We start from the raw sequence: 26,919 nt of genomic DNA, 5'->3' as shown, positions 1-26,919 counted from the left end.
GCTCACACTAATATATTTCACAGCCGTTCGGCGAGGCGCTATCGACACCAGATCAACATCTGGATTTCGCCATGCCCGTCTATCGCTCACGCACCTCCACCCATGGCCGCAACATGGCCGGCGCTCGCGGCCTGTGGCGCGCGACGGGCATGAAGGACGGCGACTTCGGCAAGCCGATCATTGCGGTGGTGAACTCGTTCACCCAGTTCGTGCCGGGCCACGTGCACCTGAAGGACCTGGGCCAGCTGGTGGCGCGCGAAATCGAGCAGGCCGGCGGCGTGGCCAAGGAATTCAACACCATCGCGGTCGATGACGGCATCGCCATGGGCCACGATGGCATGCTCTACAGCCTGCCCTCGCGCGAACTGATCGCCGACAGCGTCGAGTACATGGCCAACGCGCACTGCGTCGACGCCATGGTCTGCATCTCCAACTGCGACAAGATCACGCCCGGCATGCTGATGGCCTCGCTGCGCCTCAACATCCCGACGGTGTTCGTGTCCGGCGGTCCGATGGAGGCCGGCAAGGTCGTCCTGCGGGGCAAGGAGGTCGCGCTCGATCTGGTCGACGCCATGGTCGCGGCGGCCGATGAATCGATGACCGACGAAGAGGTTGCGGACATCGAGCGTGCGGCTTGCCCGACCTGCGGCTCCTGCTCGGGAATGTTCACCGCCAACTCGATGAACTGCCTGACCGAGGCGCTTGGCCTGTCGCTGCCGGGCAACGGTTCGGTGCTCGCCACCCATGCCGACCGCGAGCGGCTGTTCCTGGAGGCTGGGCGCCTGATCGTCGACATCACGCGCCGTCACTACGAACAGGACGACGACAGCGTACTGCCGCGTTCGGTCGCCAGCTTCGAGGCGTTCGAGAACGCCATGAGCCTGGACATCGCCATGGGCGGCTCGACCAACACCGTGCTGCACCTGTTGGCGGCGGCCCACGAGGGCGGCGTCGACTTCACCATGGCCGACATCGACCGGCTGTCGCGCCGGGTGCCGTGCCTGTCCAAGGTGGCGCCGGCCAAGTCCGACGTGCACATGGAAGACGTGCACCGGGCCGGGGGCGTCATGGCGATCCTAGGCGAACTCGACCGCGGCGGCCTGCTGAAGACCGACCAGCCCACGGTCCACAGCGCCACCCTGGCCCAGGCGCTCGATCGCTGGGATATCGCCCGCACCAACAGCGAGTCCGTGCAGACCTTCTTCAAGGCCGCGCCCGGCGGCGTGCCGACCCAGGTGGCGTTCAGCCAGGCCCGGCGTTGGAAGGAGCTCGACCTCGACCGCGAGAGCGGCGTCATCCGCTCGGTCGAGCACGCCTTCTCCAAGGACGGCGGCTTGGCCGTCTTGAGCGGCAACCTCGCCCTTGAGGGCAGCATCGTGAAGACCGCCGGGGTCGACGAGGGCTCCCTAGTCTTCGCTGGTCCGGCGCGGGTGTTCGAAAGCCAGGACGCGGCGGTCAGCGCCATCCTCACCGGCGTGGTCAAGGCGGGCGACGTGGTGGTGATCCGCTACGAAGGACCGCGCGGCGGGCCGGGGATGCAGGAGATGCTCTACCCGACCAGCTATCTGAAATCGAAGGGCCTGGGAAAGGCCTGCGCCCTAATCACCGACGGGCGCTTCTCCGGCGGCACCTCGGGGCTGTCGATCGGCCACGTGTCGCCCGAGGCCGCCGAGGGCGGCTTGATCGCCCTGGTCGAGGACGGTGATCGGATCGAGATCGATATCCCCAACCGGAGCATGGACCTGAAGGTTTCCGACGCGGTGCTGGCCGAGCGGCGCGCGGCGATGTTGGCGCTGGGCGATAAGGCCTGGAAGGCCCACGGCCGCACGCGGAAGGTCTCGGCGGCCTTGCGCGCCTACGCCGCCTTCACCACCAGCGCCGCGCGCGGCGCGGTCCGCGACGTCGACCAGGCGCGCTGAACGCGATCAGATCGCGTCGTCACGCCGACGCCCGGGCTGGGCGCCGGCGTGGCGACCTCAAAGAATGAAGTCGCTGGCCTGCAGGGAGGTCAGTCGTCCAGACAGCACGATCTCGAAGTCGGCGATCCGATCACCGTTCGTGTCGCCCTGGATGATCGTGCGGTCGTCCGCCGTCCCCGCGAGATCGTAGATCTGGTAGCGCACCTCGCCCAACCCGCCTGAGAAGGCGGCCTGCCCCACAAGGTGGAAGGCCTCGTTGGTCGTCGATCCGGCTTGGGCGTCGATCGTGGCGAGGTCTACCCGATCGGACCCCTGCGTGAAGTCGAGGATTCGATCGGGGGCGGTCGCCGTGCTGTCGGCGGCTGTGTCGAAATCGAAGATGTCGGCGCCGGCCCCGCCAGTCAGGACGTCGCCGCCGGTGCTGCCGACCAGCGTGTCGTTTCCGTCGCCGCCGTCGATCACGTCGGCCCCGCCGCGACCGTAGAGTGCGTCGGCGCCGGCCTCACCTTGCAAGGTGTCATTGCCCGCGCCCGCATCGACGACGTCGGCGCCATCGCCGCCCGAGATCTGGTTGGCGCTGCTGTTCCCGACGATCTGGTTGTTCAGCGCGTTGCCGACGCCGGACCCTCCGCTCCCCAAGAGGGTGAGGTTCTCGACGTTGTCGGTCAACGTGTAGGTCGAGAGCGAGCTGTACACCCGGTCGAGTCCCTCACCGACCGCTTCGACGACCGCGTCGCCGGTGTTGTCGACATAGTAGCTGTCGCCGCCCATTCCGCCTTCGAGCCGGTCGGCGCCGGCGCCGCCATTCAGGGTGTCGCCGCCGCCCAGGCCCAGCAGGATCTCGTTGTCGCCGCCGCCCGACAGGCTGTCGGCGCCATCGGTCCCGGTGATCGTCGGCTGTGAGGGCGTCGTCGGCGGAGGCGTTGTGGGCGGCGGCGTGGGTTCGACGACCGCGCCGGTCGCCACGACGACCTGGACGTCGGCGAACTGCAGAACCTCGACGCCGACCAGATGGTCGCTCCCTTCGCCGGTGACGTTGTCGACGACGACGACCGTCCCGGAGGCGTCGAGCGTCCAGCTGTAGTTGGCGCGTACGCCCGCATAGACCGCGGTGTCCTGGCCGTCGCCGCCATTGAGACGGTCATCGCCAGCGCCGCCGGTCAGCCTGTCGTCGCCACGATGGCCGTCGAGGATGTTGGCCGCGGCGTTTCCGGTGATGGTGTCGGCCCCGTCGCCGCCATGCGCATTCTCGATCACGGCGCCGGGCGCGAGGGTCAGCGGCTTGCCGGCGATGGTGCTGGCCGCGCCGGGGCGCAGGTCGATGACGGAGGCGCTGCTCACCGCCGCGGCGTTCAGCGTGTCGACGCCGCCGTCGATGTCGCTCAGCGTGGAGCGGGCGGCGTCGCCGGCCACCGTCGCGTACTCGTTAGTGTAGATGTAGGTGTCGGAGCCGCTCACCTCGTCACCGAAGGTTGTCAGCGTCACCGAGTTCACGGTCCCAACGCCGCCCTTTTTGCCGTCGCTCACCGTAACCACCCAGTTCCCGCCGCTGGTTTCGCCCCAGAAGGCGTTGCTGGAGAGCTTGAAGGTCAGGTTGTCGGTGGTGTCGGAGCCGTTCTTCGGACGGTCCAGCAGCGTGCTGACCGTGCCGTCCGGCGAGGTCAGGGTGATCTTCAGGTCGCCGCGGTTCGGATGGGTGATGTCGACGCTGAGCTCGACGTGGTCGATACGGACCTTGTCCGTCAGGGTCAGGGTGAAGCTCACGCTCTCGGTGCTGCGGTCGGGGATCACGGCGTTCGGACTCGCTGACCGGCTCAAGGAAATCTCGTTGGCCGATACGCCGTGAGGTTCCCAGGTCTCGGCCAGGCGCACCGCCGCCAGGGCGTCCACCAGGCCAAAGCCGTAGTCGTTCGAGAAGTGAAGCCCGCCGCCGTTCCAATCCTCGGCATGGTTGAAGGCCCAGCGGTATTCCTCGTAACCCGACGGGGCCGCGCCGACGGCGCCGCCCACCCGTCGCGCGGAGTAGGCCAGGATGTCCTGGACGTCGCGCCAACCCAGGTCCGGATTGGCTTCAAGCATCAGGGCCGTCACGCCGGTGACCATCGGGGTCGCCGCGGAGGTGCCGGCGAAGTCGGTTCGATAGTCGGTCGAGGTCTGGCCGGCGGCTCCGGACAGGTCGGTGGTGGTGATGGCGACCGAGCCGTTGCTGCTGGGGGCGACGACCAGCAGCGACGAGCCGGGCGTGCTGGAGCTGGTGACCATGCCCTTGTGGTCGACGCCGCCGACCGCGATCACATGCCGGTCGTTGGTGAAGTTGTCGTAGTTGGTCTCTTCGCCCTGGGCGCGGCCGTTGCCGGCGGCCTTGACGATGATCGTGCCGAGGCCGCCGCGGCCGAGGTCGGCCGCTTCGCTCACCCCGGCCGCGAAGCTGTTCCAGAAGGCCGTGCCGCCGGAATAGTTGGCCACGAAGCTGCCGACATAGCTCCAACTGGCGTTGACGACGTCGAAGCGGTCCATGGCGTTGATCGCGGTCAACATGTCGGTCGGCGCGGAGGAGCGCAGCACCGCGACCCCGGTGAGATCGGCGTCATAGGCCACGCCGACGACGCCGACGCCGTTGTTCTCAGCGGCGATGATGCCGGCCACGGCGGTTCCGTGGACGTCGCCGCCCGTGCTGGAGGTCCCCCAGCCGGTAGGCAGGGCGTCGCTGACCACCCCGTTGACGAGCAGTTGCTTGCTGGCGTCGTAATTGCCGTCGAGATCGATGTGGCGATAGTCGAGCCCATCGTCATAGACGCCGATCGAGACGCCCTGGCCCGTATAGTCTTCCCACACGCTGGTGACGTTGAGGTCTATGCCCGCCAGGCCGCCGGTCTGTCCGGTGTTCTTGAGGTGCCATTCTGAGGCGAACATGCCGTCGCTGGGCGTGTAGAGCGGCGCGACCACCAGGTCGGTTTCGGGGACGGGTTGGGCCTGTAGCGCGTTGCGCCCTTCGGCCTTGGACCATGTGGGCAAGGGCGCTCTCCAGTCGATCGGGTGGGAAGTTAGACCCTGGGCTTAACGTGCTGCGGCCGGTCCTCACCATGCGGCAAAGAGGCTGGAACCGGGCCGCGTGGAAGTCGTGGGTCATTGTAAAGAAAGAAGTTTCCAGAGAGTTTCCGGTTGGCGCGACGATTCCCCGCAGGCTAGGCCCAGCTTGGCTGAAAGGCGCCCCCGGAGGTCTGCGCGCGGTCGAACGCAGGTATCGACAGATCCGTCCCGCTCGCCGCAAGATGGCGAAAATGGCGGCGGGATCTGCAAGCGACATGGCGAAGAGCGCGACGACCAACGAGGACGCCCCCGGGCTGATCGATGCGAGGATCAAGGAACTGGGCGACTGGCGGGGCGCGATGCTCGCCCACGTCCGCGCGCTCATCCAGCAGGCGCTTCCCGACGTAGTCGAGGATTGGAAGTGGAGGGGCGTTCCGGTTTGGTCCCGCGGCGGCATGATCTGCACCGGCGAGACCTATAAGAGCGTCGTGAAGCTGACCTTCGCCAAGGGCGCGTCGCTGGACGACCCCTCAGGCCTGTTCAACTCCAGCCTCGAGGGGAACACCCGGCGGGCTATTGATCTGCATGAGGGCGACAAGCTGGATGAAGCCGCCTTCAGGGCGCTTGTCGCCGCCGCTGCGGTCCTGAACGGGTCGCGCGCCCGGTAGTCAGCCGGTCAGCCACCGGAACGCTCTGGCGATGAAGGCTTGGCCGTCCCGTTGCACCGGGGCGCCGTGGGCCATGACGACCTTGCCGGCCGGCCATTCGAGAATGCGCGCCAGCGCCGCGCGGGCGGCGCGGCGATCGACGAAGGCGGTGCGAAACTTCCTGGGCACCGAGGGTTCGGGGGCGGTCATCAGGTCCAATCGCGCAACGATCGCCCGCCAGCCGCGGAACCAGCCCGGCGGGAACTGCTGGAGCAGGTCGGTGAAGAGGGCCGTGCCGCTGGGGCGGTGGAAGAAGACGACTTCGGTGGTGATCCTGTTGCCGCGCATCAGGACCTGATCAAGGTCGGCGGACCATTCCGAAGGCGGCGCGTCGCCGAGCTCTGCGTCGAAGGCAAGATCCTTGCGGCGCACGTCCAGGCCAGGCGCGGCGTAGAGCTTGGCCAGCGGATAGGCCTGCCGCCATTGCTCAAGGAACAGGTGGTGCAGCGAATTCGGCGCGACCAGATGGCGGACCTCGCCCAAGTCCTGCAATTGTTGCTGAAGGCTCTTCGTGAGCGCGACCGGCGACCAAATGAAGAGGCCGCCGCCAGCCAGCCGGATCACCGCCATCCGCGTCGGATATCGGAAACCGATCACCTCGGTTTCCGAGCCATCGGCCAGCCATATCTCCGGCCCGAACGGCTGCAGCGACGAGGTGCTCATCGAGACAATCTCAAGTGCGTTAGTCGAGTCGGCAAGAAGGAGCCGGCTCCGCGGCGGTTTGCGGAGCCGGCCCGAGTGGGGCTAAGGCCTCAGAGGACGCCGAGCATTTCGGCCACCAGCGGGTGGCGGACGATGTCGACATCCTGCAGGCGGACCACGGCGATGTTGGCCAGGGCCTCGAACTTTTCGGCCACTGGGCCAAGGCCCGAGAGTTCCGGCAGCAGGTCGGACTGAGCCGGGTCGCCGGTCACCACCATGGTCGAATGCCAGCCCAGCCGGGTCAGCAGCATCTTAAGCTGGCCGTAGGTGCAGTTCTGGGCCTCGTCGATCACCACGAAGGCGTTGTTCAGGGTGCGGCCGCGCATGAAGCCGACCGGCGCGATCTCGATGGCGCCTTCCGCCATCAGGGCGCGGACCCGCTTCATCGACAGGCGGTCGGACAGGGCGTCGTAAAGCGGCCGCAGATAGGGGGCGAGCTTGTCCTCGGCGTCGCCTGGCAGATAGCCGATGGATTCGCCGGCCTCGACGGCGGGGCGCGACAGCACGATGCGGCCGACGCGGCCGGCCTCCAGGGCCTCGACCGCCTTGGCGATGGCCAGATAGGTCTTGCCGGTGCCGGCGGGACCCAGCGCCATGACCAGGTTCTTGGCGTCGATGGCGTCCATCAGTTGCTGCTGGCCGGGCGACTTGGCCTTGATGGTCTTCACATAGCCCTGGTCACGATCCTCTGTGTTGTTGTTGTGGGCCAAGGGCGACCAGGCGCGGTCCACCGGGAGGCGGCGAATTTTCGCGTCTCCCTCGAACTGGCCGGCGTCGAACGCGCCTTCGCGCAGTTGTCGCTTCATAGCTCGCTTGGTCATCTAGGCCTCCACAGGGGCAAGAAAAAAGGGCGACGCCGGAATGGCTCGCCCTTGAGGATCGATCGAATGTGCAATGAAGCGACGGCGGCGCGCGCAGCGGCCTGGAGGCTCGCTTCCGGTTCGGGATCCGGGCGGGGTTTCCCGCCGAAGCAGACGCAACACCTTAAAACCCTCGCTTGAACGCAAGGCCGCGAACCGGACGCCGGCTAGCGGCGTGATGCGGAAGGGCTATCGCCCTCTCGAATCGCATCACTAGAATGATGTTAGCGTGGTTTATGAATGGTTAAGCACGCCTTCGAGATCAATAAACGGGGTATACGGATGGGTGTCTATAACTTGGGCGATGTCGCGCCCGAACTGCCTAATGAAGATGAATACTGGATTGCGCCCACCGCCGCCGTGCTCGGACGAGTGATTCTAAAGAAGAACGCATCAGTCTGGTTCAATGCGACAATTCGCGGCGACAACGATCCGATCACCATCGGGGAGAATTCCAACGTCCAGGACGGCAGCGTCCTGCACACCGACACCGGCGTCCCGCTGACCATCGGCGCCAATGTCACCGTTGGCCACATGGTGATGCTGCATGGCTGCACCATCGGCGACAACTCGCTGATCGGGATCGGGTCGATCATCCTCAACGGCGCCCGGATCGGCAAAAATTGTTTGATCGGGGCGAACTGCCTGATCACCGAGGGCAAGGAGATCCCAGACAATTCGCTGGTCATGGGCGCGCCCGGCAAGGTCGTGCGTGAGATTAGCGATGATCAGGCTCGCGTCATCGCCGGCGGCGCCATGCACTATGTCGAGAACTGGAAACGCTATCGCGCGGGCCTGACGCAGACCGCTTGACCGACGTAGCGGCGCCCGGGCGAGCCTGGGCGCCGCAATCATGGAGGACGCCTCGATGGCCTATGAGTTCATCCGCGTGGACCGCGAAGGTCCGGTCACCATCTTCACGCTCAACCGGCCGGAGGTGATGAACGCGCTGCACTCGCCGGCGCACTTCGAGCTGCACGAGGCGTTCGACGCCTTCGCCGCCGATCCCGACCAGTGGGTAGGGATCGTGACCGGGGCGGGCGAGCGAGCCTTTTCCGCCGGTAATGACCTGAAGCATCAGGCCACGGGCGGGGGAATGGCCTCGCCGCCGTCGGGTTTTGCAGGACTCACCTCGCGGTTTGATCTGAACAAGCCGCTGATCGCGGCGGTCAACGGCGTGGCCATGGGCGGTGGTTTCGAGATCGCGCTGGCCTGCGACCTGATCATCGCCTCGGAAGCCGCGACCTTCGCCTTGCCCGAGCCCCGGGTCGGGTTGGCGGCCCTGGCCGGCGGTCTGCACAGGTTGCCGCGGATGATCGGCCAGAAGCAGGCCCTGGGCATGATCCTGACCGGTCGGCGGGTTTCGGCGGCGGAAGGCCAGGCGTTGGGCTTCGTCAATGAAGTGGTCGCGCCGGCCGAGCTGCTGGACGCCGCGCGGCGCTGGGCGGCCCAGATCTGCGAACTGTCGCCGATGTCGATCCGCGCCTCGAAGGAGGCGGTCTACAAGGGCTTGGACGAGCCGACCTTGGAGGCGGCGATCAAGGGCCAGACCCGCTACCCGTCCGTATCGGCGCTGTTCAAGTCCGAGGATTTCGTCGAGGGGCCGATGGCCTTCGCCCAGAAGCGCGCGCCGGCCTGGAAGGGGCGATAGCCCTCAAGGCGCAGGTGCGACAATCGACCCTGCGCGTCGAACACAAAGCCGCCGTGGTCTGCGCCCACCAACTCCCCTCACAAGTGAATTACGGCCGTCAGGGGGCGAGCGAGAGCATGCGGGATATCAACAAGGCGAGGCCGTCGGAGCGCATTCGTTTTCAGCAGGAGCTGATCCGTCAGCAGGACGAGATGATCGATCTGCTGAAGGGCGCGCTGGCGGCGGCCGGGATCCAGGTGCCGGCGAAACCGGAATCGTGGCTTTCCGAATTGACCACCCAAGAGCGCGCGCTTGTCGGCGCGCTTTTCGCCCGTTTCCCCAGGGTCGTGGATCGTTACGATCTTCTCGACGCCTTGCCGGGCTACAGCAATACCGAGGATCGGCAGGTGCAGATTCTGAACGTTGTCATCCACCGAATCCGCAAGAAACTTGGTGAGGGCGCGGTTCGCACCGAACGCGGAGAAGGGTTTCGGTTGGGGCAGGAACTTTACGCGGACCTGAAGTGTAAGGCCGAGGCCTACAACACCGCCACGATCGCCCCTGAGCCAAGGAGCGTTTTCGGCTAGAGCTCAACCGAACTGCGGCCCTTTTGGATCTCTTGGAGGCGAGCATGGCGGACGGCGCGAGAATCGGGTGCGACCGATTGAGGTCCAAGATCATGAGCGCCGCCGACGCCGCGGCGCTGATTGAGTCGGGCAGCACCGTCGCGATGAGCGGCTTCACCGGTTCGGGCTATCCCAAGGCCGTCCCCCTGGCCTTGGCCAGTCGGATCGAGGCGGTGCATGCGGCCGGCGGCCGCTTCCGGGTGCGGGTCTGGACCGGCGCCTCGACCGGCCCGGAGTTGGACGGCGCTTTGGCCAAGGCCGACGGCGTCGAATTCCGCCTTCCGTACAATTCCGACCCCATCGCTCGCGAGAAGATCAATCGCGGGGAGATGGAGTATTTCGACATGCACCTGAGCCAGGTCGCGCCGATGGCGTGGCAGGGCTTCTTGGGGCCGATCGACACCGCGGTGGTGGAGGTCTCCGGCATCCGTCCGGACGGCTCGCTGATCCCCTCGTCCTCGATCGGCAACAACAAGACCTGGCTGGACCAGGCCAAGCAGGTGATCCTCGAGGTCAACAATTGGCAGAACCCCGCCCTGGAGGGGATGCACGACATCTATTACGGCACGGCCCTGCCGCCGAACCGGGTGCCGATCCCGCTGGTGAAGCCCGACGACCGCATCGGCGAGGCCTATTTCCGCTGTGATCCAGACAAGGTCGTGGCTGTGGTCGAGACGCAGGCGCCGGATCGCAACCTGCCATTTTCGCCGCCCGACGACGGCGCCCGCCAGATCGCCGGCCATCTGTTGGAATTCTTCAGCCACGAGGTGGCCAAGGGGCGGCTGCCGGCCGATCTGCTGCCCCTGCAGTCCGGGGTCGGCAACATCGCCAATGCGGTGTTGACCGGGCTGGTCGACGGGCCGTTCGACAACATGACCGCCTATACCGAGGTGATCCAGGACGGGATGCTGGACCTGCTGACCGCGGGCAAGCTGCGGATGGCCTCGGCCACGGCGTTCTCGCTGAGCCCCGAGGCGGCCGAGGCGATGAACGCCAATATGGGCTTCTTCCGCGACAAGCTGATCTTGCGGCCGCAGGAGATCAGCAACCACCCCGAGTTGATCCGCCGCCTGGGCTGCCTGGCGATGAACGGGCTGATCGAGGCCGACATCTACGGCAACGTGAACTCCACCCACATCATGGGCTCGAGGATTCAGAACGGCATCGGCGGATCGGGCGACTTCGCGCGCAACGCCTATGTCTCGATCTTCGTGACACCGTCGACGGCCAAGAAGGGCGCGATCTCGGCCATCGTGCCCCAGGTCGCCCACGTCGATCACATCACCCAGGACGTGCAGGTGATCGTCACCGAGCAGGGCCTGGCCGACCTGCGCGGCCTGTCGCCCAAGCAGCGGGCCAAGGTGATCATCGAGAACTGCTCCCACCCGGACTATCGCCCCGGGCTGGAGGACTATTATCGACGCGCCAGGCGGGATGCTTATGGCCAGCAATCGCCCTCGCTGCTGACCGAGGCGCTGTCCTGGCACCAGCGGTTCATCGAGACCGGGTCCATGCGCGGCTGACCCAGTTCGGCCGCTGCTGACAGGATGCTGTCAGTAGCCCGGCGCTATCTCCGATGCAGCAGCATCAGGGAGAGCCGCCATGACCTCGGCCCACGATTTCGACTTCAACCAGGGGGACTGGGAGGTGACGAACCGCCGGCTGACCCAGCGCGGCGTCGGCTCCGACGACTGGGAGGTTTTCCCCTCGAGCGAGACCGCCCAGGTGCTGATGGGCGGGATGGTCTCCATCGACGAGAGCGACTTCCCGACCAAGGGTTTCAAGGGGATGACCCTACGGCTCTACGATCAGGCCCAGGATCAGTGGGCGATCTATTGGATCAACTCGAAGGACGGCCTGCTGCAGCCGCCGGTCTATGGCCGGTTCAAGGACGGCAAGGGCGTGTTCGCCGGCGACGACATGGACGGTGATATCCCGATCAAGGTGCTGTTCGACTGGAGCGCGACCGACACCGACACTCCGCGTTGGAGCCAGGCGTTCTCGTATGACGGCGGGAAGACCTGGGAGACCAACTGGATCATGGAGTTCCGCAGGCCCGCCAGCTGAAGCGGGGCCTAGCCGATCAAGGGAAGGTCGAAACGGGCGGTGGCGCCTTGGCCCAGGATGCTCTCCAAGCGCAGCCGCCCGCCATGCTGTTCGATCAGGGCCTGCGAGAGGGTCAGCCCCAGGCCCGAGCCTTGGGGACGGGAGGCGGCGTCGCCGATCTGAACGAACGGGCGGCCGATGACCGCCAGTTCCTCGACGGCGATTCCCCGGCCAAAGTCCCTGACGCTGATGACCAGGCGATCATCCTGGCTGACGGCGGCGACCTCCACCCGGCCGGCCGGCGGTGAGAACTTCACCGCGTTGGAGAGCAGGTTGATCAGCACCTGCTTGACCGCGCGCTGGTCGGCATGGACCTGCGGCCAGTCTCCGGGCTCCATGATCAGGCTGACGCTGGCCTCCACCGCCAGGCCGCGGACCAGCCGCAGGGACTGTTCGACCATTTCGCGACTGGAGACCGGGGCGGGGGTGAGCTCTATCCGTCCCGCCTCCACCTTGGCGGTGTCGAGCAGGTCGGTGACCAGTTCGCTGAGGTGCGACCCCGCCAGCTCGATGGATTGGGCGTAGTCGAGGTACTTGGGGTGCCCGACAGGGCCGAAGACTTCCTTGGCCATCATGCTTGAGAAGCCGACGATGGCGGTGAGCGGCGAGCGCAGTTCGTGGGCCATGGTGGCGAGCAGCAAGGTGCGCGCGGCCATCGCGTTCTCGGCCGCCTTGCGGGCGGCGGTCGCCTCGCGGAGCAGTTCGTTGCGTTCGGCCATGGCGCTGGCCACGGTGATTGGCGCAAGGGCCACCAGCATCACGCCCAGCCGCAGGGACACCAGTTCAAGGCCCGTGAGATGGGTGAGGCTGGCGGTGGTCATCGACAGGATGACCAGGGTCCAGACGGCGAATGACAGGGTCAGCAACGCCGAGGCCGCCAAACCGTAGGTCAGTGCGCACCAGAGCAGACTGGGAACCGGAAAGGCCAGCGCGCCCGGCCCGCCGACCACCGGCACCATGGCCAGGCAGATCAGATAGGTGACCAACGGCGCCGCCACGCTCAGCTTCGGCGGCGTGCGCGCGAGGCCGCCCAACTGTCGCTTGAGCGCAGCCGGGCCGGGGAAGGTCAGGACGATCGGCAGGATGACGATGTAGTTGGCCAGTTCGGTCGCCAGCCAGATGAAGAAGCCGCGCGCGGGATCACCGTGGAACAGCCAGACATTGACCGCGCCGCCGAAGATGCTGGTGATCGTCGAGGCCGCCAGGACGATCAGCATGATCGCGACGAGCGACGACGGCCGCTCCAGCAGCCGGTCCTTAGGCGGCAGCCGCACCATGAGCATGTAGGCGGTGGCCGCGCCGACCATGTTGCAGAAGGTCAGCAGGACCGCCTTGGTCCAGTTGCTTCCCGTCAGCGCGTCGGCCACCACGAAGGCGATCGCCGCGGCGATCCAAGCGCCAGGTCGTGCCAGCCGCGGGAACCTGACCAGCAGGCCAAGCAGCACGGCGTTGGCGGGCCAGAAGGCGCTGAGGTTTCCGACCGGGCGAAGCAGGATGCCCAGGAAGGCCGAGGCCAGCACCGCGCCGCCCACGACAAGTATGGCGAGGAGCTCGGCGTTGAAGCGCCGGCGATCGCCGGACTGCTCCACCTTCGAGGCCATCTGCTGGGCGCTCATCGAGTCTCGCGAAGCCTTTGGTAGATAAGGCCGCCAGACTGTCACGACTGGGGTCAAATCGCCTATCGGAAATCCCATGCCCGCGGGATGGGCCCGTGGATGTGGCCCGGCCGCCTCGCCACAGTTGACGTAACGGCGCTCAAAAAAGCGGGGCCGTCAGCCTTGTTTCCCTGCTGGCCTTGAGCCAGGGTGCGGCAAACTTAACAGTGTTTAGGGACGGACGCATGGATCGCTACGACTACGTCATCATTGGCGCAGGCTCCGCCGGGTGCGTGTTGGCGAACCGCTTGACCGAGGACCCGCAGGTCAAGGTTTTGCTGCTGGAAGCCGGCGGCAAGGACAACTCGATCATGGTCAAGATGCCGGCCGGGGTCGGTTCGCTGATCTCCAAGCAGGGCGCCTACAACTGGGGCTTCTGGACCGAGGAAGAACCCAATCTGGAGAGCCGCAAGCTGTGGTGGCCGCGCGGCAAGGGCTGGGGCGGATCGTCCTCGATCAACGGCATGATCTACATCCGCGGCCACGCGCGCGACTACGACCAGTGGCGCCAGATGGGCCTGCAAGGCTGGTCCTATCGGGACGTGCTGCCCTACTTCAAGCGCTCGGAAACCCTGGAAGGCGGCGGCGACGACTGGCACGGCGGCGAAGGCCCGCTCCATGTCTCCAAGGCCTCGACGCCCAACCCGATCTACAAAGCCACCATCGAGGCCGGCCGCCAGGCAGGCCACGCGGTGACCAACGATTTCAACGGTTTCCAGCAGGAAGGCTGGGGCCCGTACCAACTGACCATCCGCGACGGGCAACGTTGGAGCGCGGCGCGCGCCTATCTGCACCCGGCCATGGGGCGTCCGAACCTGACCTGCCTGACCGGCGCGCGGACCACTCGCATCATCGTCGAGAACGGCCGGGCCACGGGCGTGGAGTACGTCGACGACAAGACCAAGGCCAAGCACGTCGTCCATGCGGACAAGGAAGTGCTGCTGTCGGCCGGGGCGGTGCAGTCGCCGCATATCCTGCAGCTCTCGGGCATCGGCGATCCCGAGGAGCTGGCGAAGTTCGGTATTCCGGTGGTGAAGGCGCTGAAGGGCGTCGGCGCCAACCTGCAGGACCACCTGGACGTCACCATGTCCTGGGAGTGCCCGCAGCCGATCACCGCCTACTCGCTGCGCAAGGGGATCGTGAAGACCCTGATGATCGGCATGAACTACGCCTTCTTCGGCAAGGGCATGGGCCGTCAGCAGTTCCTGGAATCCGGGGCCTTCCTGAAGTCGCGCCCTGATCTCGACCGCCCGGACCTGCAGGTTCACTGCGTGCTGGCGATCATGCAGGAGCACGGCAAGGTCGAGGTGGCGAAGGACGGCTTCACCTTCCACGTCTGCCAGCTTCGCCCCGAGAGCCGGGGCCGGGTGGGGCTGAAGTCGGCCGATCCGTTCGCCGATCCGGCGATCTTCGCCAACTACCTGGCCACCGACGAGGACCGCCGGGCCATGCGCGAGGGCGTTCGGATGATGCGCCACGTAGCCTCGCAGGCCGCGCTTGATCCCTATCGCAGCCAGGAACTGTTCCCTGGCAAGGAGATCGAGACCGACGAGCAGATCGACGCCTGGATCCGCAAGCACGCCGAGACGATCTATCACCCGGTGGGCACCTGCAAGATGGGCGCGGCCTCCGACGAGATGGCGGTGGTCGACGGCGAATTGAAGGTGCGCGGCGTCGAGGGCCTGCGGGTCATTGACGCCTCGGTCATGCCGACCCTGGTCGGCGGCAACACCAACGCCCCGACCATCATGATCGCCGAGAAGGCCGCCGACATGTTGCGCGGCCGCGCGGCCTTGCCAGCCGAGGATGCGCCCATATTTGAGGACGGCCAGGCAGCCGCCTAGGGCGTCATCAAGATTGGGGAGACGGCGATGGAACTGCGCAGGCTTGGAAAGTCGGAGCTGAAGATCGCCCCCCTGGTGCTGGGCGGCAACGTGTTCGGATGGACGGCGGACGAGAAGACCTCGTTCGCCATCCTCGACGCCTTCGTCGATGGCGGCTTCAACGCCATCGACACCGCCGACGTCTATGCGGCCTGGACGCCAGCCGGCGCGGGGGCCTCGGAAAAGGTCATCGGCGCCTGGCTGAAGCAGTCGGGCAAGCGCGACAAGGTGGTGCTGGCCACCAAGTTCGGCATGGAGATGCCCGAGGGAAAGAAGGGCCTCTCAGCCGCCTACATGGTCGAAGCCGTGGAGGCCTCGCTCACGCGTCTGCAGACCGACCGGATCGACCTCTACCAATCGCACCGCGACGACCCAGACACACCGCAGGAAGAGACCGCCGAGGCCTTCGACAAGCTGGTGAAGGCCGGCAAGGTGCGGGCCATCGGCTCGTCGAACTTCACCGCCGAGCGGCTCAAGTCGGCGTTGGAGGTCAGCGAGCGCGGCGGCTATGCGCGCTACAACAGCGAGCAGCCGCTCTACAATCTCTATGCCCGTCAGGGTTTCGAGGGCGCGTTGCAGCAGACCTGCATCGAGAACGAGGTCGGGGTGATCCCGTTCTCCGGCCTGGCCTCCGGCTTCCTCACCGGCAAGTACCGTACCGAGGCCGACCTTTCGAAGAGCCCGCGCGGGCGCGGCGTGAAGCGCATGATGGATGAGCGCGGCATGGCGATCCTGGCGGCGCTCGATCAGGTGTCGGCCGGCAAGAGCGCCAGCCAGGCGCAGGTCGCCCTGGCCTGGGTGATGGCCCAGCCGGGTCTCACCGGCCCCATCGCCTCGGCCACCAGCCTGGAGCAGCTTGACGAACTGATGGGCTCGGCGCGGATGAGGCTGGACGCAGAAGACCTGGCGCTGCTGGACAAGGCGTCGGCGGCCTAACCGCACGGCGCAATTCTATCGGGATGGTTGAAAAAACGACCGATCGTGCTAAATGATGCGCATGAGAAAAGGCGCAGCTACGCGTGAGGCGATTGTCGACCGGGCCCTGGACCAGGCGGTGGCGCTGGGCCTGGAGGGGCTGTCGCTCGGGCCGTTGGCCGAGAGCCTGGAGCTTTCGAAGAGCGGGCTGTTCGCGCACTTCAAGTCCAAGGAAGCCTTGCAACTGGCGGTGTTGAACGAGGCCGTCGAGCGGTTCCGGGTCCGCATCATCGAGCCCAGCCTGGCGCTGCCGCGTGGTCGGGTCCGGATGGAGGCGATGGTCAGCCGGTGGCTGGACTGGATGGAGGGCGAGCCGGACATGCGCGGCTGCCTGTTCGTCGTCTCATGCCAGGAATATGACGAGCGGCCCGGCGCGATCCGCGACCGTTTGGTGGCGTCGCAGAAAGAGTGGCACGAGACCCTGGCGCGCGTGGCCGCCGACCTGCCGAAGGCTGGCAAGGCGCCGGCGGACTATTGCCGCCAGGTGGTGTTCGAACTGGTGGGGGTCAGCCTGGCCTATCAACAGCACGCCAAGCTGTTCCGCGCGCCCAACGCCCGGGCGCGGGCCGAGGAGGCCGTGTCCCGGATCCTCGACGACGCCGAGCAGGCGGCCTGATCGTCAGCGTCTAGGCGACGCGGCGGCCGTCCAGGGTGGCGAGTTTCAGCCGGTGGGTTTCTTCATTGGCCGGGCCGACGCCGCGGATCGAACGCACCGCGAGGTCGCGGATCGGCATGTCGTTGAGCTTGGCGACCAGCGACAGCGGTTGATAGAGGCCGAGGAACCGCTCGGGCGAGCCCGGAGCGCCGGCGAGCGGCGCGAACAGGATTTCCAGGATCAGCGAGGCACCCTCGGTGCGGCCTTCCATCTCGGCGACCATCGGCTCGGGACGGCGGCGCGCGGTCTCCAGCGCGGTGTGCAGGTTGAAGCGGTCGCGCTCGCTCACCAGGCTCAGCATGTTCTGGCCGCGCAGGTCGCGTTGATGCAGGTCGGCCACCAGTCCGCCCGACAGGCGCACGGGATAGACGCCCGACGAGGTGCGTCCGAGCATGAAGGTCTGGGGCATCAGGGTCGAAAAGTCGGCCGGGTTGATCGCCGCGCGCACGGGAAGGCCGCCGTAGCCGCCAAGGCTGCGCCAGTAATCGATCATCTTCTGAGTGTTCGAATGAAACATTTCGACACCTCCGGATGCGGCCGGACGTGGCCGCATGGGGCTTGCAAGCAGATCGGCGCCAGTCGCCCGGCGTTTCAGATCGGGACGGTGCAAGGTGCAAACCGGCTGCGGCGGCTCAGAGATTCTTAAGCTGAACAAGGTTTACTGCCGGCATCGACTTTTCCGCCTCGGCGGTCAGCGGGCCTTGGAGGGGCCGTCCATGAAGACGCGTTCGACCCTGTTGGGCTTTCTGCTGGGCTTTGGCCTTCTGACGCTGGCCGGCGCTGCGGCCGCGCAGTGCTGCGCGCCGCCCCCGCCGCCGCCGGTTTGCTGCCAGCCGCCGCAGCCGCCGTGCTGCACGCCGCCGCCCCCTCCGCCGCAGCCGCCGAGCACGCCCTGCTGCACGCCGGGCACGCCCAACATCAATGTCCACGTCTCGAGCGTCAGCGTCGCGGTGGCCGGCGCCAGCGCAGGCGCGCGGGCTGGAGCCGGCGCCGGCGCGGGCGCGGCCGTCTATTATGGCGGCGGTGGTTATGGCGGCGGTTATTCGCCGCCGATGGCGACCGGCGTCGTTCAACTGAACGTCGACGCGGGCAAGCGCATGAAGCGCATCTCCTATGAGGCCAGCCGCATGCGCACGCGCCGCGTGGTCATCCAGGCGGTCTGCCTCGACGCTCGCCAGATTCCGCATCCGGCCTCGCAGGTCCGCCCCGACCGCGACATCGACTCCTCCTATGACGGCGAGCTCTATCGCTGCATCGCCGGCACCTGGCTGCAGGCGACCATCGCCGACTTCGACCGCAAGGTGGACTTCAGCGGCGGCAAGACCCTGGCCTGCGGCAAGGGCGACGCGCTCTATCATGGCCGCGACGGCAAGGTGACTTGCCGCCCGCAAACCCGCGCCCGTGACTGCAACGAGCGTTCGCTGCTTCGCCGGTTCGGCGCCGGGATCAAGGTGCTGACCATCACCGAGATCGAAAAGTACACGGCCTATCGCGAGGAAGAAGAGCGCGTGGCCGAGTCGGTCTCCACCAGCATGAGCCTCGACGGCGGCGTGGGCGGTTACGTCTACTAGGCTTGGAAGAACTGAAAGCCGCAGGCCAATGGAGCCGGCGGCGTGACGTGGAGGCCTTCGCGGGTCTCCACGAAGGCGATCCCGGCGATGTGGAACGTGGCCTTGGCCTCGACCAGGGAACGGACCCGGACGCGCAGGGCGACCTGCGGCTGGCCGGCGCCGAAGGCGGCGGTGAAGCGCGCGGCTTCCCAATAGTGAAAACCTGAAATGTCGAGAATCCGTGCTGCGCGCTCGGCCATCGGACCCGGCGCGGCGGCGCCGAAGATCAGGCCCGCGATTTCTTCGGCGGAGTTGGTGTGTTCGAACCAGGCCGTCAGGGTGTCGTGGCAGGGGTAGTGATGGGCGATGACCGCCAGCCCCAGCGGGCTGATGCGTTCGCGGATCTCAAGCAGGGCGAAGGCTTCCGGCGGCAGGCCAAGATCCTCGCGCCAGCGCCGTTCAAGGCGATAGGGCGGCCGGGTCCGCAGACCCTCGAGCGCGCCGAGGGCCGCCTCCAAATCATCGGTCAGAAACAGGCAGCCGCCGGGGGACGCGCCGGCGTCGGCGGCGGCTTTGGGATTGTGCAACAGGTCGAGCCAGCCCTTCCGCAGGAAGATGCTGTGGTTGCTCCAGCTGGCGCCCGGCGTTTCAGGCGAGGTGTAGGCGCCGCGCGGCGAGACCACGAAACCCAGCCTTTGAAACGCGTCGGTCAGGGCGCGGAGATCACCCGTGGTGAACGGCAGGTGGTCGAGCTGCAGCATGGAGCGGCGTCTCCTTCAGTGCGGAAAGCATCGTTCCGGACCGGGGAAATCGCCAGCGTAGATTGTGCTGGATTTCGAAGGCGGTGAACGCGGCGCGGGGCGCCGGCTCACCTCCTCGCCTCCGCGCGCAGCCTGCGCGACGGAGGATATAGCGATGGGTCGCTGAGACGGGCGAACATCCCCAACTGCCGTTCCAGTCCCGCGACAAGCCGCGAGTTCGCTGGGCCGGATAGAGCCATCGCCCCGGGAGTCGGGCCAGACGACGGTTTGTCGCGCGTCATCCCGTGCGACACTATTTTCCGGCGGGACGAACCTCCAGCTTCCACATGGCGTCGTCCTTCAGCGCCGCCTGGGCGGCGCGCTGCACGTCGGCGGCGGTGACGCGTTCGGTGCCCGAGATGATGGCGCGGGTCGCCTCGAGGCGGCGCGGATCGTTCTGGGCGCCGGCGAGCTCCGACAGCCAGTAGCCGTTGGTTTCACGAGCCTTTTCGATCTGGTCGACGCGCGGCTTCTTGGCCCGGGCCAGTTCGTCGGGGCTGATCTCCTTGGTCCGCAGGTCGGCGGCGATCTTCTTCACGTCGTCGAAGAAGGCAGGCAGCTTGGCGGGCGGGATCTCGACGCTGGCCGAAACATAGCCCCAGCCTGGCCAGACGAAGCTGTGGCTGTAGGCGACGTTGGGCGAATAGGTCGCGCCCTGGCTCTCGCGCAGTTCTTCGATCAGGCGCAGCTCCAGCACCTCGCCCATGACCGCGGTGTCGCGGGCCCGTTGCGGGTTGGCGAAGAAGTCGTTGGTGCGCCAGGCGATGTAGCCGATCGACTGGTCGGCTCGGCCCTTGTGGGTCAGGACCACAGGCTTATCGACGCCGGCCGGGAAGCTGATGTCGCGCTGGCCGGTGACGGCGGTCTTCTCGGGGCGAGGGGCCAGGGCGCCGAAGGTGCGGGCCACGGCCTCAGTCGCCTTCTCGACGGTGATGTCTCCGACCACGACGACTTCGATGGGGCCGGCGGTCAGGGCCGGTTCGACGACCGCCTTGAAGTCGTCCAGCTTGGCGTCGGCGATCTGCTCGCGGGTCGGGAAGACCCAGCGCTGATCGTTGGGGTGGAGGAGAGAGGCCAGGTCGCGGGAAACCACGCCGGAATCGGTGGATTCGTACTGGTCGTGGATGGTCTTGCCCGCGCCTTGCAGGCGCTTGAAGGCTTCCGCGCGCCAGCCGGGCTCGGCGACATAGGCCGTCAGGACCTGCATCTGGACGTCCAGGTCGTCGGGCCGGGTGGAGCCGGAGAACACGAAGGCTTCGTCGGTGATCGAGAACTGCGCGCCATAGACCTTGCTGGCCAGGACGCGTTCCATGTCCTCGGCGTTGATCTGCTTCAGCCCGCCTTCGATGTAGGCGCCCGACGCCCAGCTCAGGCTCTGCTCGGTTTTCGGCAGGTCCAGCCTGCCGCCGCCGACATTCACCCGGACCAGGACCTCGTCGTCCTTGAAGCGGGTCGGCTTGACCGTGAGGCGCACGCCGTTCTCGAAGCGGATGAAGGTGGTGTCGAGATCGACGGCGTCCTTGGTCTCCACGACCTTGCCGGGCGCGCCGAAGGTCTCATAGGGCCAGGCGACCTCGACTGAGGCCTTGGGCTCAGCGACCGCGACCTTCCGTGAGGCTTCCAGCGCCGACAGCAACGTGGTCTCGCCGCCGTCGATGGCCTTCGGTGAGGCCATGAACAGCAACGGGCCGTCGCCCTTGAAGGAGGCCGTCAGCGCGGCTGAGACCTGTTCGGCCTTCAGGTCCTTCACCGTCTCCTCGAAGAGGGAGAGGTCCTGGCCGGGATTGGTGACCACCTCGTGTTCGCCGAGCGAGCCGATGATCTCCCCGGCCAGCTGGCCGGGCGTGCGGGTGGCGGCGCCGGCGGCGTCGGCCTTCAGGCTCGCCCGGTATTCGGCGATCTCGCGGTCGAGTTCGTCCTGACGTACGCCGTATTGAACGGCGCGGCGTTGTTCCTGCTCGGCGGCGTTCAGCGCCTCGCGCCAGCGAGCGGGCTCGGCGTTGACGATGACCATGGTCATCTCGGCCGCGTCGTACTCGTTGCTCTCAAAGACCCCCGCGCCGAGGAACGGCGGCTGGGCGCCGCGAGCCAGGCCCTGCAGGCGGCGGTTCATGACCGAGAAGCCGAGTTGCTCGATCAGCTCGCGCTTGCGCTTGGCCAGGGTGTCGGGGGAGGTGTCGGGTTTGCGCAGCCAGGCGAACTGCATGGACAGCGGCGCGCCAGGCTCGATGACCAGCTTGGCTTCGGTCTTGCGCGGTTGGACCGGGCCGAGGTCGGGCTCAGCGCCGGCCGGGCCGACCGGCGTCCAGTCGCCGAACTTGGCCTTGATCTTGGCTTCCATGGCGTCGAGGTCGAAGTCGCCGACCACGGCCAGCACCGCGCGCGCGGGCCGGTAATAGTGAGTGTAGTAGTCGGCGAGCTCCTTGGCCGGCGCGGTCTGCAGCACCTCGACCTTGCCGATGGGATAGCGGGTCGGCGGGCGTTGGCCCTTGAGGAAGAACTCCAGCCGCTTTTGATAGATGCGATAGGGCGGCGTATCGCGGGCGCGTTCCTCCGACAGCACGACGCCGCGTTCGCGGTCGATCGCGCCCTGGTCGAGGGTGAGGTTTCCGGCCGTTTCGCGCATCAGCATCAGCGCGGCGTCGACCGTCTCGTCATTGGTGCGCGGCAGGTCGAGCTTGTAGATGGTCTCGTCGAAATTGGTCGAGGCGTTGGTGTCGGCGCCGAAGGCCAGACCCAGGCGCTCCAGGATCTTGATCATCTCGCCCTCGGGCACCGCCTTGGAGCCGTTGAAGGCCATGTGCTCGAGGAAGTGGGCCAAGCCCTGCTGGGCGTCGGTCTCCATCAGCGAGCCGGCGTCGAAGCGCAGGCGGACGGCGGCCTGGCCGGGCGGGACCTGCTGCTTGCGGATCGCATAGCGCATCCCGTTGGGCAGGGCGCCGAAGCGGATGTTAGGATCGGGAGCCACGTCGGATCTCGCCTGGGCCCATTCGCCGGGTTTCGGCTGGACCGTCGCCGCCGCGGGAGCTTCCTTCCCAAACCCGAATTTTGGCAAGGGGAAGCTCGATGCGCCCGTGGGCAGGGCCAGGGCGATGGCGAGCGCGGAGGCCGCGCCGAACAGACGTATCATTGAGCGTTATAGTTTCCGCGAGCGATTAGGCCCGGCACCATGCGCTGGCCAGCGTGGCCTTCGCAAGGCGCGATAGGGGCGGGGATTGGGGCCTTTATTGGCCCGAAGGACGGCTGACGTAATAGGTGGCCGAGTTGCCCATCGCGTTGGATACGCCATGCGCCGAACGGCCCGATCCGGTGACGGTGACGAGGCTCTGGGCGCCGACATCGGCATTGCTGATTTGGCTGTTGTTGGCGCTCATCCGGCCCTCGCAGTCGGAGCAGGCGTAGCCCATCACCGAGTTGCCGACGGCGCTGGCGTTGGCCGAGGCGTCATAGCCTTCCGCGCCGGTGAAGCTCGCCACGGCCTCGATGCCGCCCTGGTCGTTATACTGGGTGGTGTCGATCAGCAGTTCGCCGCCGATGTCGCCGGCGACGATGGAGTTGCCGACGCCCGAGGCGACCGCCGAGCCCGATCCATACTGATAGGCGTTGGAGTCAGCCTGGGCGCGAACATAGGCGGTGTTGCTCTGCCGCGCGTCGACGTCCAGCAGATGGCCCTGGTTGCTGGCGTTGATGTTGTTGCCCGCGGCCGTGGCGGTGGTCAGGGCGTTCTGGACGTTGCCGAAGGCGGTGAACTGCGCCGCCTGGGTCAAGCCCGCGACATTGTTCTGGTCGACGATCACCCGCGCCGCCGAGCCGTTGGCGCCAGACAGCGTGACGTCGTTCGCCGCCGTCGTGGCCCCGAAGCTGGCTGTCCCCGACACATATCCATAGATCCCGCCGCCATCGGTGGTGACGGTCGCGGCGTTGTTCTGGCCGATCCGTGCGCCGGTCGAAGCGTAGTCGAGCCCGACGGTCTGGGCGTTGCCGGCGGCCTGGGTCTGGCTGGAGATCTCGCCGGCCGAGCCGTCGGGCGCCTCGACATGGCTGTGGCCGGTGACGGAGGCGCCTGCGGTGGTGGCCTGGGTGTAGACGCCGGTCATGGTCGCGCCATAGCCGTTGGCGAAGCCGGAGTTGCCGGTGGCCGTGGTGGACAGGCTGACGACGTCGCCCGAATGGCCGGTGACATTGACGCGGGTGTCGGCGCTGACCGCGCCGTTCACTTCTTGATAGGAGCGCACGTCGGCGTCGTAGCGGTCGGCGCCGGCCGTGAAACCGTTACCGGTCGCAGTCGTGGCGCCCACGGTCTGGTCGGTGACCTCGACGACGTTGAGGGTCTGCTGGCTGAAGACGTCGCCGAGCTGGATCTGGTTGTTCAGAACCGAGCTGGGCGCGGTCTGGCTAGTAGCGGCCCCGCACGGCAGAATCGCGGCGAGCGTTCCAACGAGAAGGATCTTCGCGCGTCTGGCCATTGTTCGTACCCAGGTTGTTGTAGGCCGGCACGTATCCGCCGGTGAGGCCGACAGTTCCGCCGCCCAGCGGGTCGGAGGTCAGGCAGCCCTGGGGCCCGGGCATGCCGTAGAGGTTGGCGGTCATCTCGACCACGGCGCGTTCAACGAGGCTGCGCACGGCGAGCTGCATCGGCTCCAGAGCCCCGGCGCCGGCCGAGATGTCGAAGACGTTGCCGTTCAGGAAGTCGAAGAAGCCGACGCCGACTTCGCGGCCGATCACCTGCTTCTGGTAGGAGATGACGTCCACCACCTCGAGCGTGCGCGTATTGATGAGGCGCAGGTCCATGCCGATGTTCATGACGAACAGGCGGCCGCGGAACGAGCCCTTGGCCGCGGTGGGGTCGGGATCGCCGCCCGCGGCGTCGAAGCCGGACGAGCGGATGTTGTAGTTCAGCTCGGTGACGCCGCCGGCCACATAGAAGTCCGAGCCCGGCACCTGGCCCGCCAGGATGCGGCGGTATTCGGCGGCCTGGTCCGGCGCGGGGTTGGGCGCATCGGAGATCAGCTTGTTGTTGGCGTACTTCAGCTCCAGCTCGGAGACCGAGGTGTCGAAGCGTTCGACCAGCGGCATGCCCGCCTTGGCGAAGGCCGACATGGCCATCAGCGAGGCGCCTTGGGTGATCTTGCGGCCAGAGCCGTCGGACTCCGACTTGCCGGTATAGTCGGCGATGCGGCCGACCGCGATGCGGGGCGCGACCAGCCGGGTGCTGCGCGCATAGCCGGCCATGCAGACCAGGGCGTCGGAATAGGGTGTCGGGTTCACGGTCACCGGCGCCGTGCCGATGCTGCGGGCGTAGTTCCCGCTGGGGCCGGCCACCGGTGTGGCGCAGGCCGACAGCGCCAGGGCCGCGACGCTCAACATCGCGCTGGCGCGGGTGATGCTCTGCTTAATCATTGGGAGCGACCCCTCCGTTGAGGGTCGTACCCGCCGAGACCTTGCCATTGTTGATCTGGGTCGAGTTGACGATGACCGTGTTGTGGCTGCCCTGGGTGACCACTACGAGGTTGTTCCCGATGGCCGTGGAGCCGCCGCCCAACGAGCCGACCCCGGCATAGGCGTCGGCCGCGCCGGAGGCGAAGGAGAAGCCCGACTGGTCCTCGCCGCTCTGGATGACGCCGTCGATGATGACCCGGTTGCCGTTGGCGTCGCGGGTGGCGACATTGACCGGATGGTTCTCAGAACCCGCGCGGCGGCCGTAGCCGGCGTTGAAGTCCGCGGAATTGGTCGACATGCTCTGGGCGTGCGCCGGAGCGGCGGCCAACAGGGCGCTCGCCATGCAGGCGCATGCCAGCGCTCGCGATGTTGCGAAGATAGCTGCGGCCATGACCTGTTGTGGACCCCACCCCGAAAATGACTAAGTCAGACCGCACGCCAGAGGCGCGACGACGCCGAACTTGTGCGTATCTAAGGGACAAGACCCTCGCGATTTGGTTAAGGCCGGCGTGAGAAGGCGAACATTGGTCTTTTTATTGAGCGTGCGTGGAGAGCCGGTTTTGAACGAAGAGCGCCAGCCTATCTTCAACGCGCCGTGGCCAGCGGTCATGGCGACCCTGGTCATTGTTGTCGGCTACTTCTTCCAGACGTTCCTGCCCCAGGACTGGCTCCTGCGGAATTACGCCTTCTCCTCGGCGGCCCTCGATGCAGGACGTTGGCCGACGCTGTTCACGGCGATCTTCCTGCACGGCAGCTGGGCGCACGCGCTGATGAACGCTGGCGCGGCCTTGGCCTTCGGAACCCCGGTGGCCCGCTATTTCGGCGCGAGCCTGAAAGGGGCGCTGGTCTTCCTGGTCTTCTATCTATTGTGTGGCGGGCTCGCGAGCCTGGGTTATGGCCTGTCCAACCCGGGCGGAACCGCCTTGATGGTCGGCGCGTCCGGCGCGGTGGCCGGCCTGGTCGGCGCCGCGGCGCGGCTGATGGCGGGGCAGGGGGAGCCGGGCAAGTATCTGAGCCCCCCAGTGATCAGCATGACCGTCGGGTGGATCGTGGTGAACCTGCTGCTGGCTCTGGTCGGGTTCGCGCCTGGCCTCGGCAACGCCGGGGTCGCCTGGGAGGCGCACATCTTCGGCTATCTGGCGGGGTTGGTGCTCATCGATCTGTTCGGTTGGGTCGCCCGTCCGCAGAGCGCCTGACACCTTTGTGAGAGCGTTGATTTTCAAGGCGTCCTGAGCGACGCTGTATCCCTCGGAATTAGGGAGAACGCGCTTATGTTGGTGTCTCAGATCCTTAAGACCAAGGGCGACCTGGTGTTTACGGCCTCGCCCGCGGAGACGGTGGGCGCGATCTGCGCTCTGCTCTATTCCCGCAAGGTCGGCGCGATGGTCGTGATGGACGGCGACCGCGTGGTGGGGATCGTTTCGGAGCGGGATATGGTGCGCGCCTTCGCCGAAGAGGGCGCGGCGGCCCTGACCAAGCCGATCTCCTCCTGCATGACCCATGACGTGATCTTCGCAGAGCCGAGCGAAACGATCGATTCCCTGCTCAGCCGGATGACCGACCGGCGGATCCGCCATCTTCCGGTCTGCCAGAACGAGCGGCTGGTCGGGATCGTGTCGATCGGCGACCTGGTGAAGTGGAAGATCGACGAGGTCGAGACCGAGGCCGACGGCCTGAAGGCCTATATCGCCGCCGGTTAGGAGAAGACCTCGGCCCCTTGACCCGTGGCGGCTTCGGCGAGGCTGTAGCCTTCCAGCACCTCCGAGGTCGCATCGCGGGCTCTTAATAGAGCCTCGCGCAAGGAACATGTCGCCAGGTCGGGGCAGTCGTCGCATTTCCGGAAGGAGAGGCGGCTGACGCAGGGGGCCAGGGCGAGCGGTCCATCTATAATGCGGATCACCTCGGCGAAGCTGATCTGAGCGGCCTCGCGAGCCAGGGTGTAGCCGCCGAACTTCCCGCGCCGACTGACCACCACCTTATTACGGGCGAGCTCCAGCAGAATCGCCTCGAGGAATTTGCGCGGCGCATCGGCGCGACTGGCCAGTTCACCAGACGTAACCTGGGCTCCGTCGGCCCTGGCGAGTTCGACAAGGGCGCGTAGCGCGTAGCGAGCCTTTTGCGACAGCATTCTCTAGAGAGCCTCCTAAGCCTGTCCCTTAAAGGATGATGCTGGCTTTTCCACAAGCCAGGAGCCTCTTTTGTCGTGATCTCGTCATCGGGGCTTGCGGACTCAAAAACCTCTGGGTAGAAGCCGCCCTCGCTCGGAAACGGGCCGGACGGAGACGGGGTTGGCGGCGGACAAGTCGTTGATTTTGTTTTGGAAAGGTTTGTGACTGGGGGTGGCGATCGAGCCGCTTGAGTGAGCCTTGGGAGTGATCCTGA

24 protein-coding genes are annotated in these 26,919 nt (G+C 66.9%); 13 read left to right on the top strand and 11 right to left on the bottom strand.

Translation table 11 applies throughout. The features are described from left to right. Positions 1 to 71 precede the first annotated feature (71 nt). Positions 72 to 1,919, top strand: coding sequence for a dihydroxy-acid dehydratase (gene ilvD, locus ASE02_RS14105; RefSeq protein WP_056735175.1), 1,848 nt, complete (start codon positions 72 to 74; stop codon positions 1,917 to 1,919). 57 nt (positions 1,920 to 1,976) lie between these two features. Here the strand turns inward: ilvD and ASE02_RS14100 are convergent, their stop codons facing one another. After that, entirely contained in the window at positions 1,977 to 4,934 is a 2,958-nt protein-coding gene (locus ASE02_RS14100; protein WP_056735174.1) for a S8 family serine peptidase, read from the bottom strand. 290 nt (positions 4,935 to 5,224) lie between these two features. Between ASE02_RS14100 and ASE02_RS14095 the strand changes: the two genes are divergently transcribed. Beyond that, positions 5,225 to 5,617 carry a DUF1801 domain-containing protein gene (locus ASE02_RS14095; RefSeq protein WP_056735173.1) on the top strand — a complete coding sequence of 131 codons (393 nt, stop codon included), beginning with the start codon at positions 5,225 to 5,227 and terminating at the stop codon, positions 5,615 to 5,617. On the opposite strand, the gene ASE02_RS14090 is transcribed toward ASE02_RS14095, so the two are convergent. After that, positions 5,618 to 6,319, bottom strand: coding sequence for a DUF4336 domain-containing protein (locus tag ASE02_RS14090; protein WP_056735172.1), 702 nt, complete (start codon positions 6,317 to 6,319; stop codon positions 5,618 to 5,620). 89 nt (positions 6,320 to 6,408) lie between these two features. Then, entirely contained in the window at positions 6,409 to 7,179 is a 771-nt protein-coding gene (locus ASE02_RS14085) for a PhoH family protein (protein ID WP_056735171.1), read from the bottom strand. Positions 7,180 to 7,500: 321 nt separating this feature from the next. Here ASE02_RS14085 and ASE02_RS14080 point away from each other — a divergent pair, with 321 nt between their 5' ends. The 5 genes from ASE02_RS14080 to ASE02_RS14060 all read left to right on the top strand — a co-directional run bounded on the left by ASE02_RS14080 (position 7,501) and on the right by ASE02_RS14060 (position 11,541). Next, the gene (locus ASE02_RS14080) at positions 7,501 to 8,031 is read left to right on the top strand and encodes a gamma carbonic anhydrase family protein (protein ID WP_056735170.1); all 531 of its coding nucleotides are present in this window, start codon (positions 7,501 to 7,503) and stop codon (positions 8,029 to 8,031) included. Positions 8,032 to 8,071: 40 nt separating this feature from the next. Next, positions 8,072 to 8,869 (top strand): enoyl-CoA hydratase-related protein, encoded by a 798-nt coding sequence (locus ASE02_RS14075; protein WP_235536699.1) that lies wholly within the window; start codon positions 8,072 to 8,074, stop codon positions 8,867 to 8,869. A 14-nt stretch (positions 8,870 to 8,883) separates the two neighbouring features. Further along, positions 8,884 to 9,435 carry a helix-turn-helix domain-containing protein gene (locus tag ASE02_RS14070; protein ID WP_156406058.1) on the top strand — a complete coding sequence of 184 codons (552 nt, stop codon included), beginning with the start codon at positions 8,884 to 8,886 and terminating at the stop codon, positions 9,433 to 9,435. A gap of 44 nt (positions 9,436 to 9,479) precedes the next feature. Continuing rightward, positions 9,480 to 10,997 carry an acetyl-CoA hydrolase/transferase family protein gene (locus ASE02_RS14065; protein ID WP_056735168.1) on the top strand — a complete coding sequence of 506 codons (1,518 nt, stop codon included), beginning with the start codon at positions 9,480 to 9,482 and terminating at the stop codon, positions 10,995 to 10,997. A gap of 79 nt (positions 10,998 to 11,076) precedes the next feature. After that, complete coding sequence (locus ASE02_RS14060) at positions 11,077 to 11,541, top strand: hypothetical protein (RefSeq protein ID WP_056735167.1); 465 nt, start codon at positions 11,077 to 11,079, stop codon at positions 11,539 to 11,541. Positions 11,542 to 11,549: 8 nt separating this feature from the next. Here the strand turns inward: ASE02_RS14060 and ASE02_RS14055 are convergent, their stop codons facing one another. Continuing rightward, the gene (locus ASE02_RS14055; RefSeq protein ID WP_056735166.1) at positions 11,550 to 13,196 is read right to left on the bottom strand and encodes a HAMP domain-containing sensor histidine kinase; all 1,647 of its coding nucleotides are present in this window, start codon (positions 13,194 to 13,196) and stop codon (positions 11,550 to 11,552) included. Positions 13,197 to 13,420: 224 nt separating this feature from the next. Between ASE02_RS14055 and ASE02_RS14050 the strand changes: the two genes are divergently transcribed. From ASE02_RS14050 to ASE02_RS14040, 3 genes are all read left to right on the top strand, one after another. After that, complete coding sequence (locus tag ASE02_RS14050; RefSeq protein ID WP_056735165.1) at positions 13,421 to 15,079, top strand: choline dehydrogenase; 1,659 nt, start codon at positions 13,421 to 13,423, stop codon at positions 15,077 to 15,079. Between the two features lie 27 nt (positions 15,080 to 15,106). Beyond that, positions 15,107 to 16,054, top strand: a complete 948-nt coding sequence (locus ASE02_RS14045; RefSeq protein ID WP_056735164.1) for an aldo/keto reductase — start codon at positions 15,107 to 15,109, stop codon at positions 16,052 to 16,054. 61 nt (positions 16,055 to 16,115) lie between these two features. Then, a complete protein-coding gene (locus ASE02_RS14040) occupies positions 16,116 to 16,709 on the top strand; it encodes a TetR/AcrR family transcriptional regulator (protein ID WP_056735200.1) in 594 nt (197 codons plus the stop codon). Between the two features lie 10 nt (positions 16,710 to 16,719). Here ASE02_RS14040 and ASE02_RS14035 read toward each other — a convergent pair whose 3' ends face one another. Then, positions 16,720 to 17,265: a PAS domain-containing protein gene (locus ASE02_RS14035; RefSeq protein WP_056735163.1), complete on the bottom strand. Its 546-nt coding sequence runs from the start codon at positions 17,263 to 17,265 to the stop codon at positions 16,720 to 16,722. Between the two features lie 199 nt (positions 17,266 to 17,464). Here ASE02_RS14035 and ASE02_RS14030 point away from each other — a divergent pair, with 199 nt between their 5' ends. Further along, a complete protein-coding gene (locus ASE02_RS14030) occupies positions 17,465 to 18,319 on the top strand; it encodes a hypothetical protein (protein ID WP_200957680.1) in 855 nt (284 codons plus the stop codon). Here ASE02_RS14030 and ASE02_RS14025 read toward each other — a convergent pair. The 5 genes from ASE02_RS14025 to hfaA form a co-directional block, all read right to left on the bottom strand. Next, on the bottom strand, positions 18,316 to 19,059 hold the full coding sequence (locus tag ASE02_RS14025) for a VOC family protein (RefSeq protein ID WP_056735161.1): 744 nt from the start codon (positions 19,057 to 19,059) through the stop codon (positions 18,316 to 18,318). The two genes, ASE02_RS14030 and ASE02_RS14025, sit on opposite strands and share 4 nt — an antisense overlap. 292 nt (positions 19,060 to 19,351) lie before the next feature. Continuing rightward, positions 19,352 to 22,228, bottom strand: a complete 2,877-nt coding sequence (locus ASE02_RS14020; RefSeq protein WP_056735160.1) for a pitrilysin family protein — start codon at positions 22,226 to 22,228, stop codon at positions 19,352 to 19,354. Between the two features lie 94 nt (positions 22,229 to 22,322). Next, positions 22,323 to 23,564, bottom strand: a complete 1,242-nt coding sequence (hfaD, locus tag ASE02_RS14015; protein WP_056735159.1) for a holdfast anchor protein HfaD — start codon at positions 23,562 to 23,564, stop codon at positions 22,323 to 22,325. Further along, positions 23,494 to 24,498 carry a holdfast anchoring protein HfaB gene (gene hfaB / locus ASE02_RS14010; protein WP_056735158.1) on the bottom strand — a complete coding sequence of 335 codons (1,005 nt, stop codon included), beginning with the start codon at positions 24,496 to 24,498 and terminating at the stop codon, positions 23,494 to 23,496. The genes hfaD and hfaB overlap by 71 nt, the downstream gene beginning before the upstream one ends. Further along, positions 24,491 to 24,880 carry a holdfast anchoring protein HfaA gene (hfaA, locus tag ASE02_RS14005; RefSeq protein ID WP_056735157.1) on the bottom strand — a complete coding sequence of 130 codons (390 nt, stop codon included), beginning with the start codon at positions 24,878 to 24,880 and terminating at the stop codon, positions 24,491 to 24,493. The genes hfaB and hfaA overlap by 8 nt, the downstream gene beginning before the upstream one ends. Positions 24,881 to 25,097: 217 nt before the next feature. On the opposite strand from hfaA, the gene ASE02_RS14000 reads away from it, so the two are divergent. Together ASE02_RS14000 and ASE02_RS13995 are read left to right on the top strand one after the other, a co-directional pair. Then, positions 25,098 to 25,733 (top strand): rhomboid family intramembrane serine protease, encoded by a 636-nt coding sequence (locus ASE02_RS14000; RefSeq protein ID WP_200957679.1) that lies wholly within the window; start codon positions 25,098 to 25,100, stop codon positions 25,731 to 25,733. 75 nt (positions 25,734 to 25,808) lie between these two features. After that, on the top strand, positions 25,809 to 26,237 hold the full coding sequence (locus tag ASE02_RS13995; RefSeq protein ID WP_056735156.1) for a CBS domain-containing protein: 429 nt from the start codon (positions 25,809 to 25,811) through the stop codon (positions 26,235 to 26,237). Here ASE02_RS13995 and ASE02_RS13990 read toward each other — a convergent pair. After that, positions 26,234 to 26,665 (bottom strand): Rrf2 family transcriptional regulator, encoded by a 432-nt coding sequence (locus ASE02_RS13990; RefSeq protein WP_056735155.1) that lies wholly within the window; start codon positions 26,663 to 26,665, stop codon positions 26,234 to 26,236. The genes ASE02_RS13995 and ASE02_RS13990 overlap by 4 nt on opposite strands. Between the last annotated feature and the right edge of the window lie 254 nt (positions 26,666 to 26,919).

The sequence above is a fragment of the Phenylobacterium sp. Root700 genome, from assembly GCF_001429025.1.
GTDB lineage: Bacteria > Pseudomonadota > Alphaproteobacteria > Caulobacterales > Caulobacteraceae > Phenylobacterium.
Note: the sequence above shows the minus strand (reverse complement) of the source record. Positions and strands in the feature narration are given on the sequence as shown.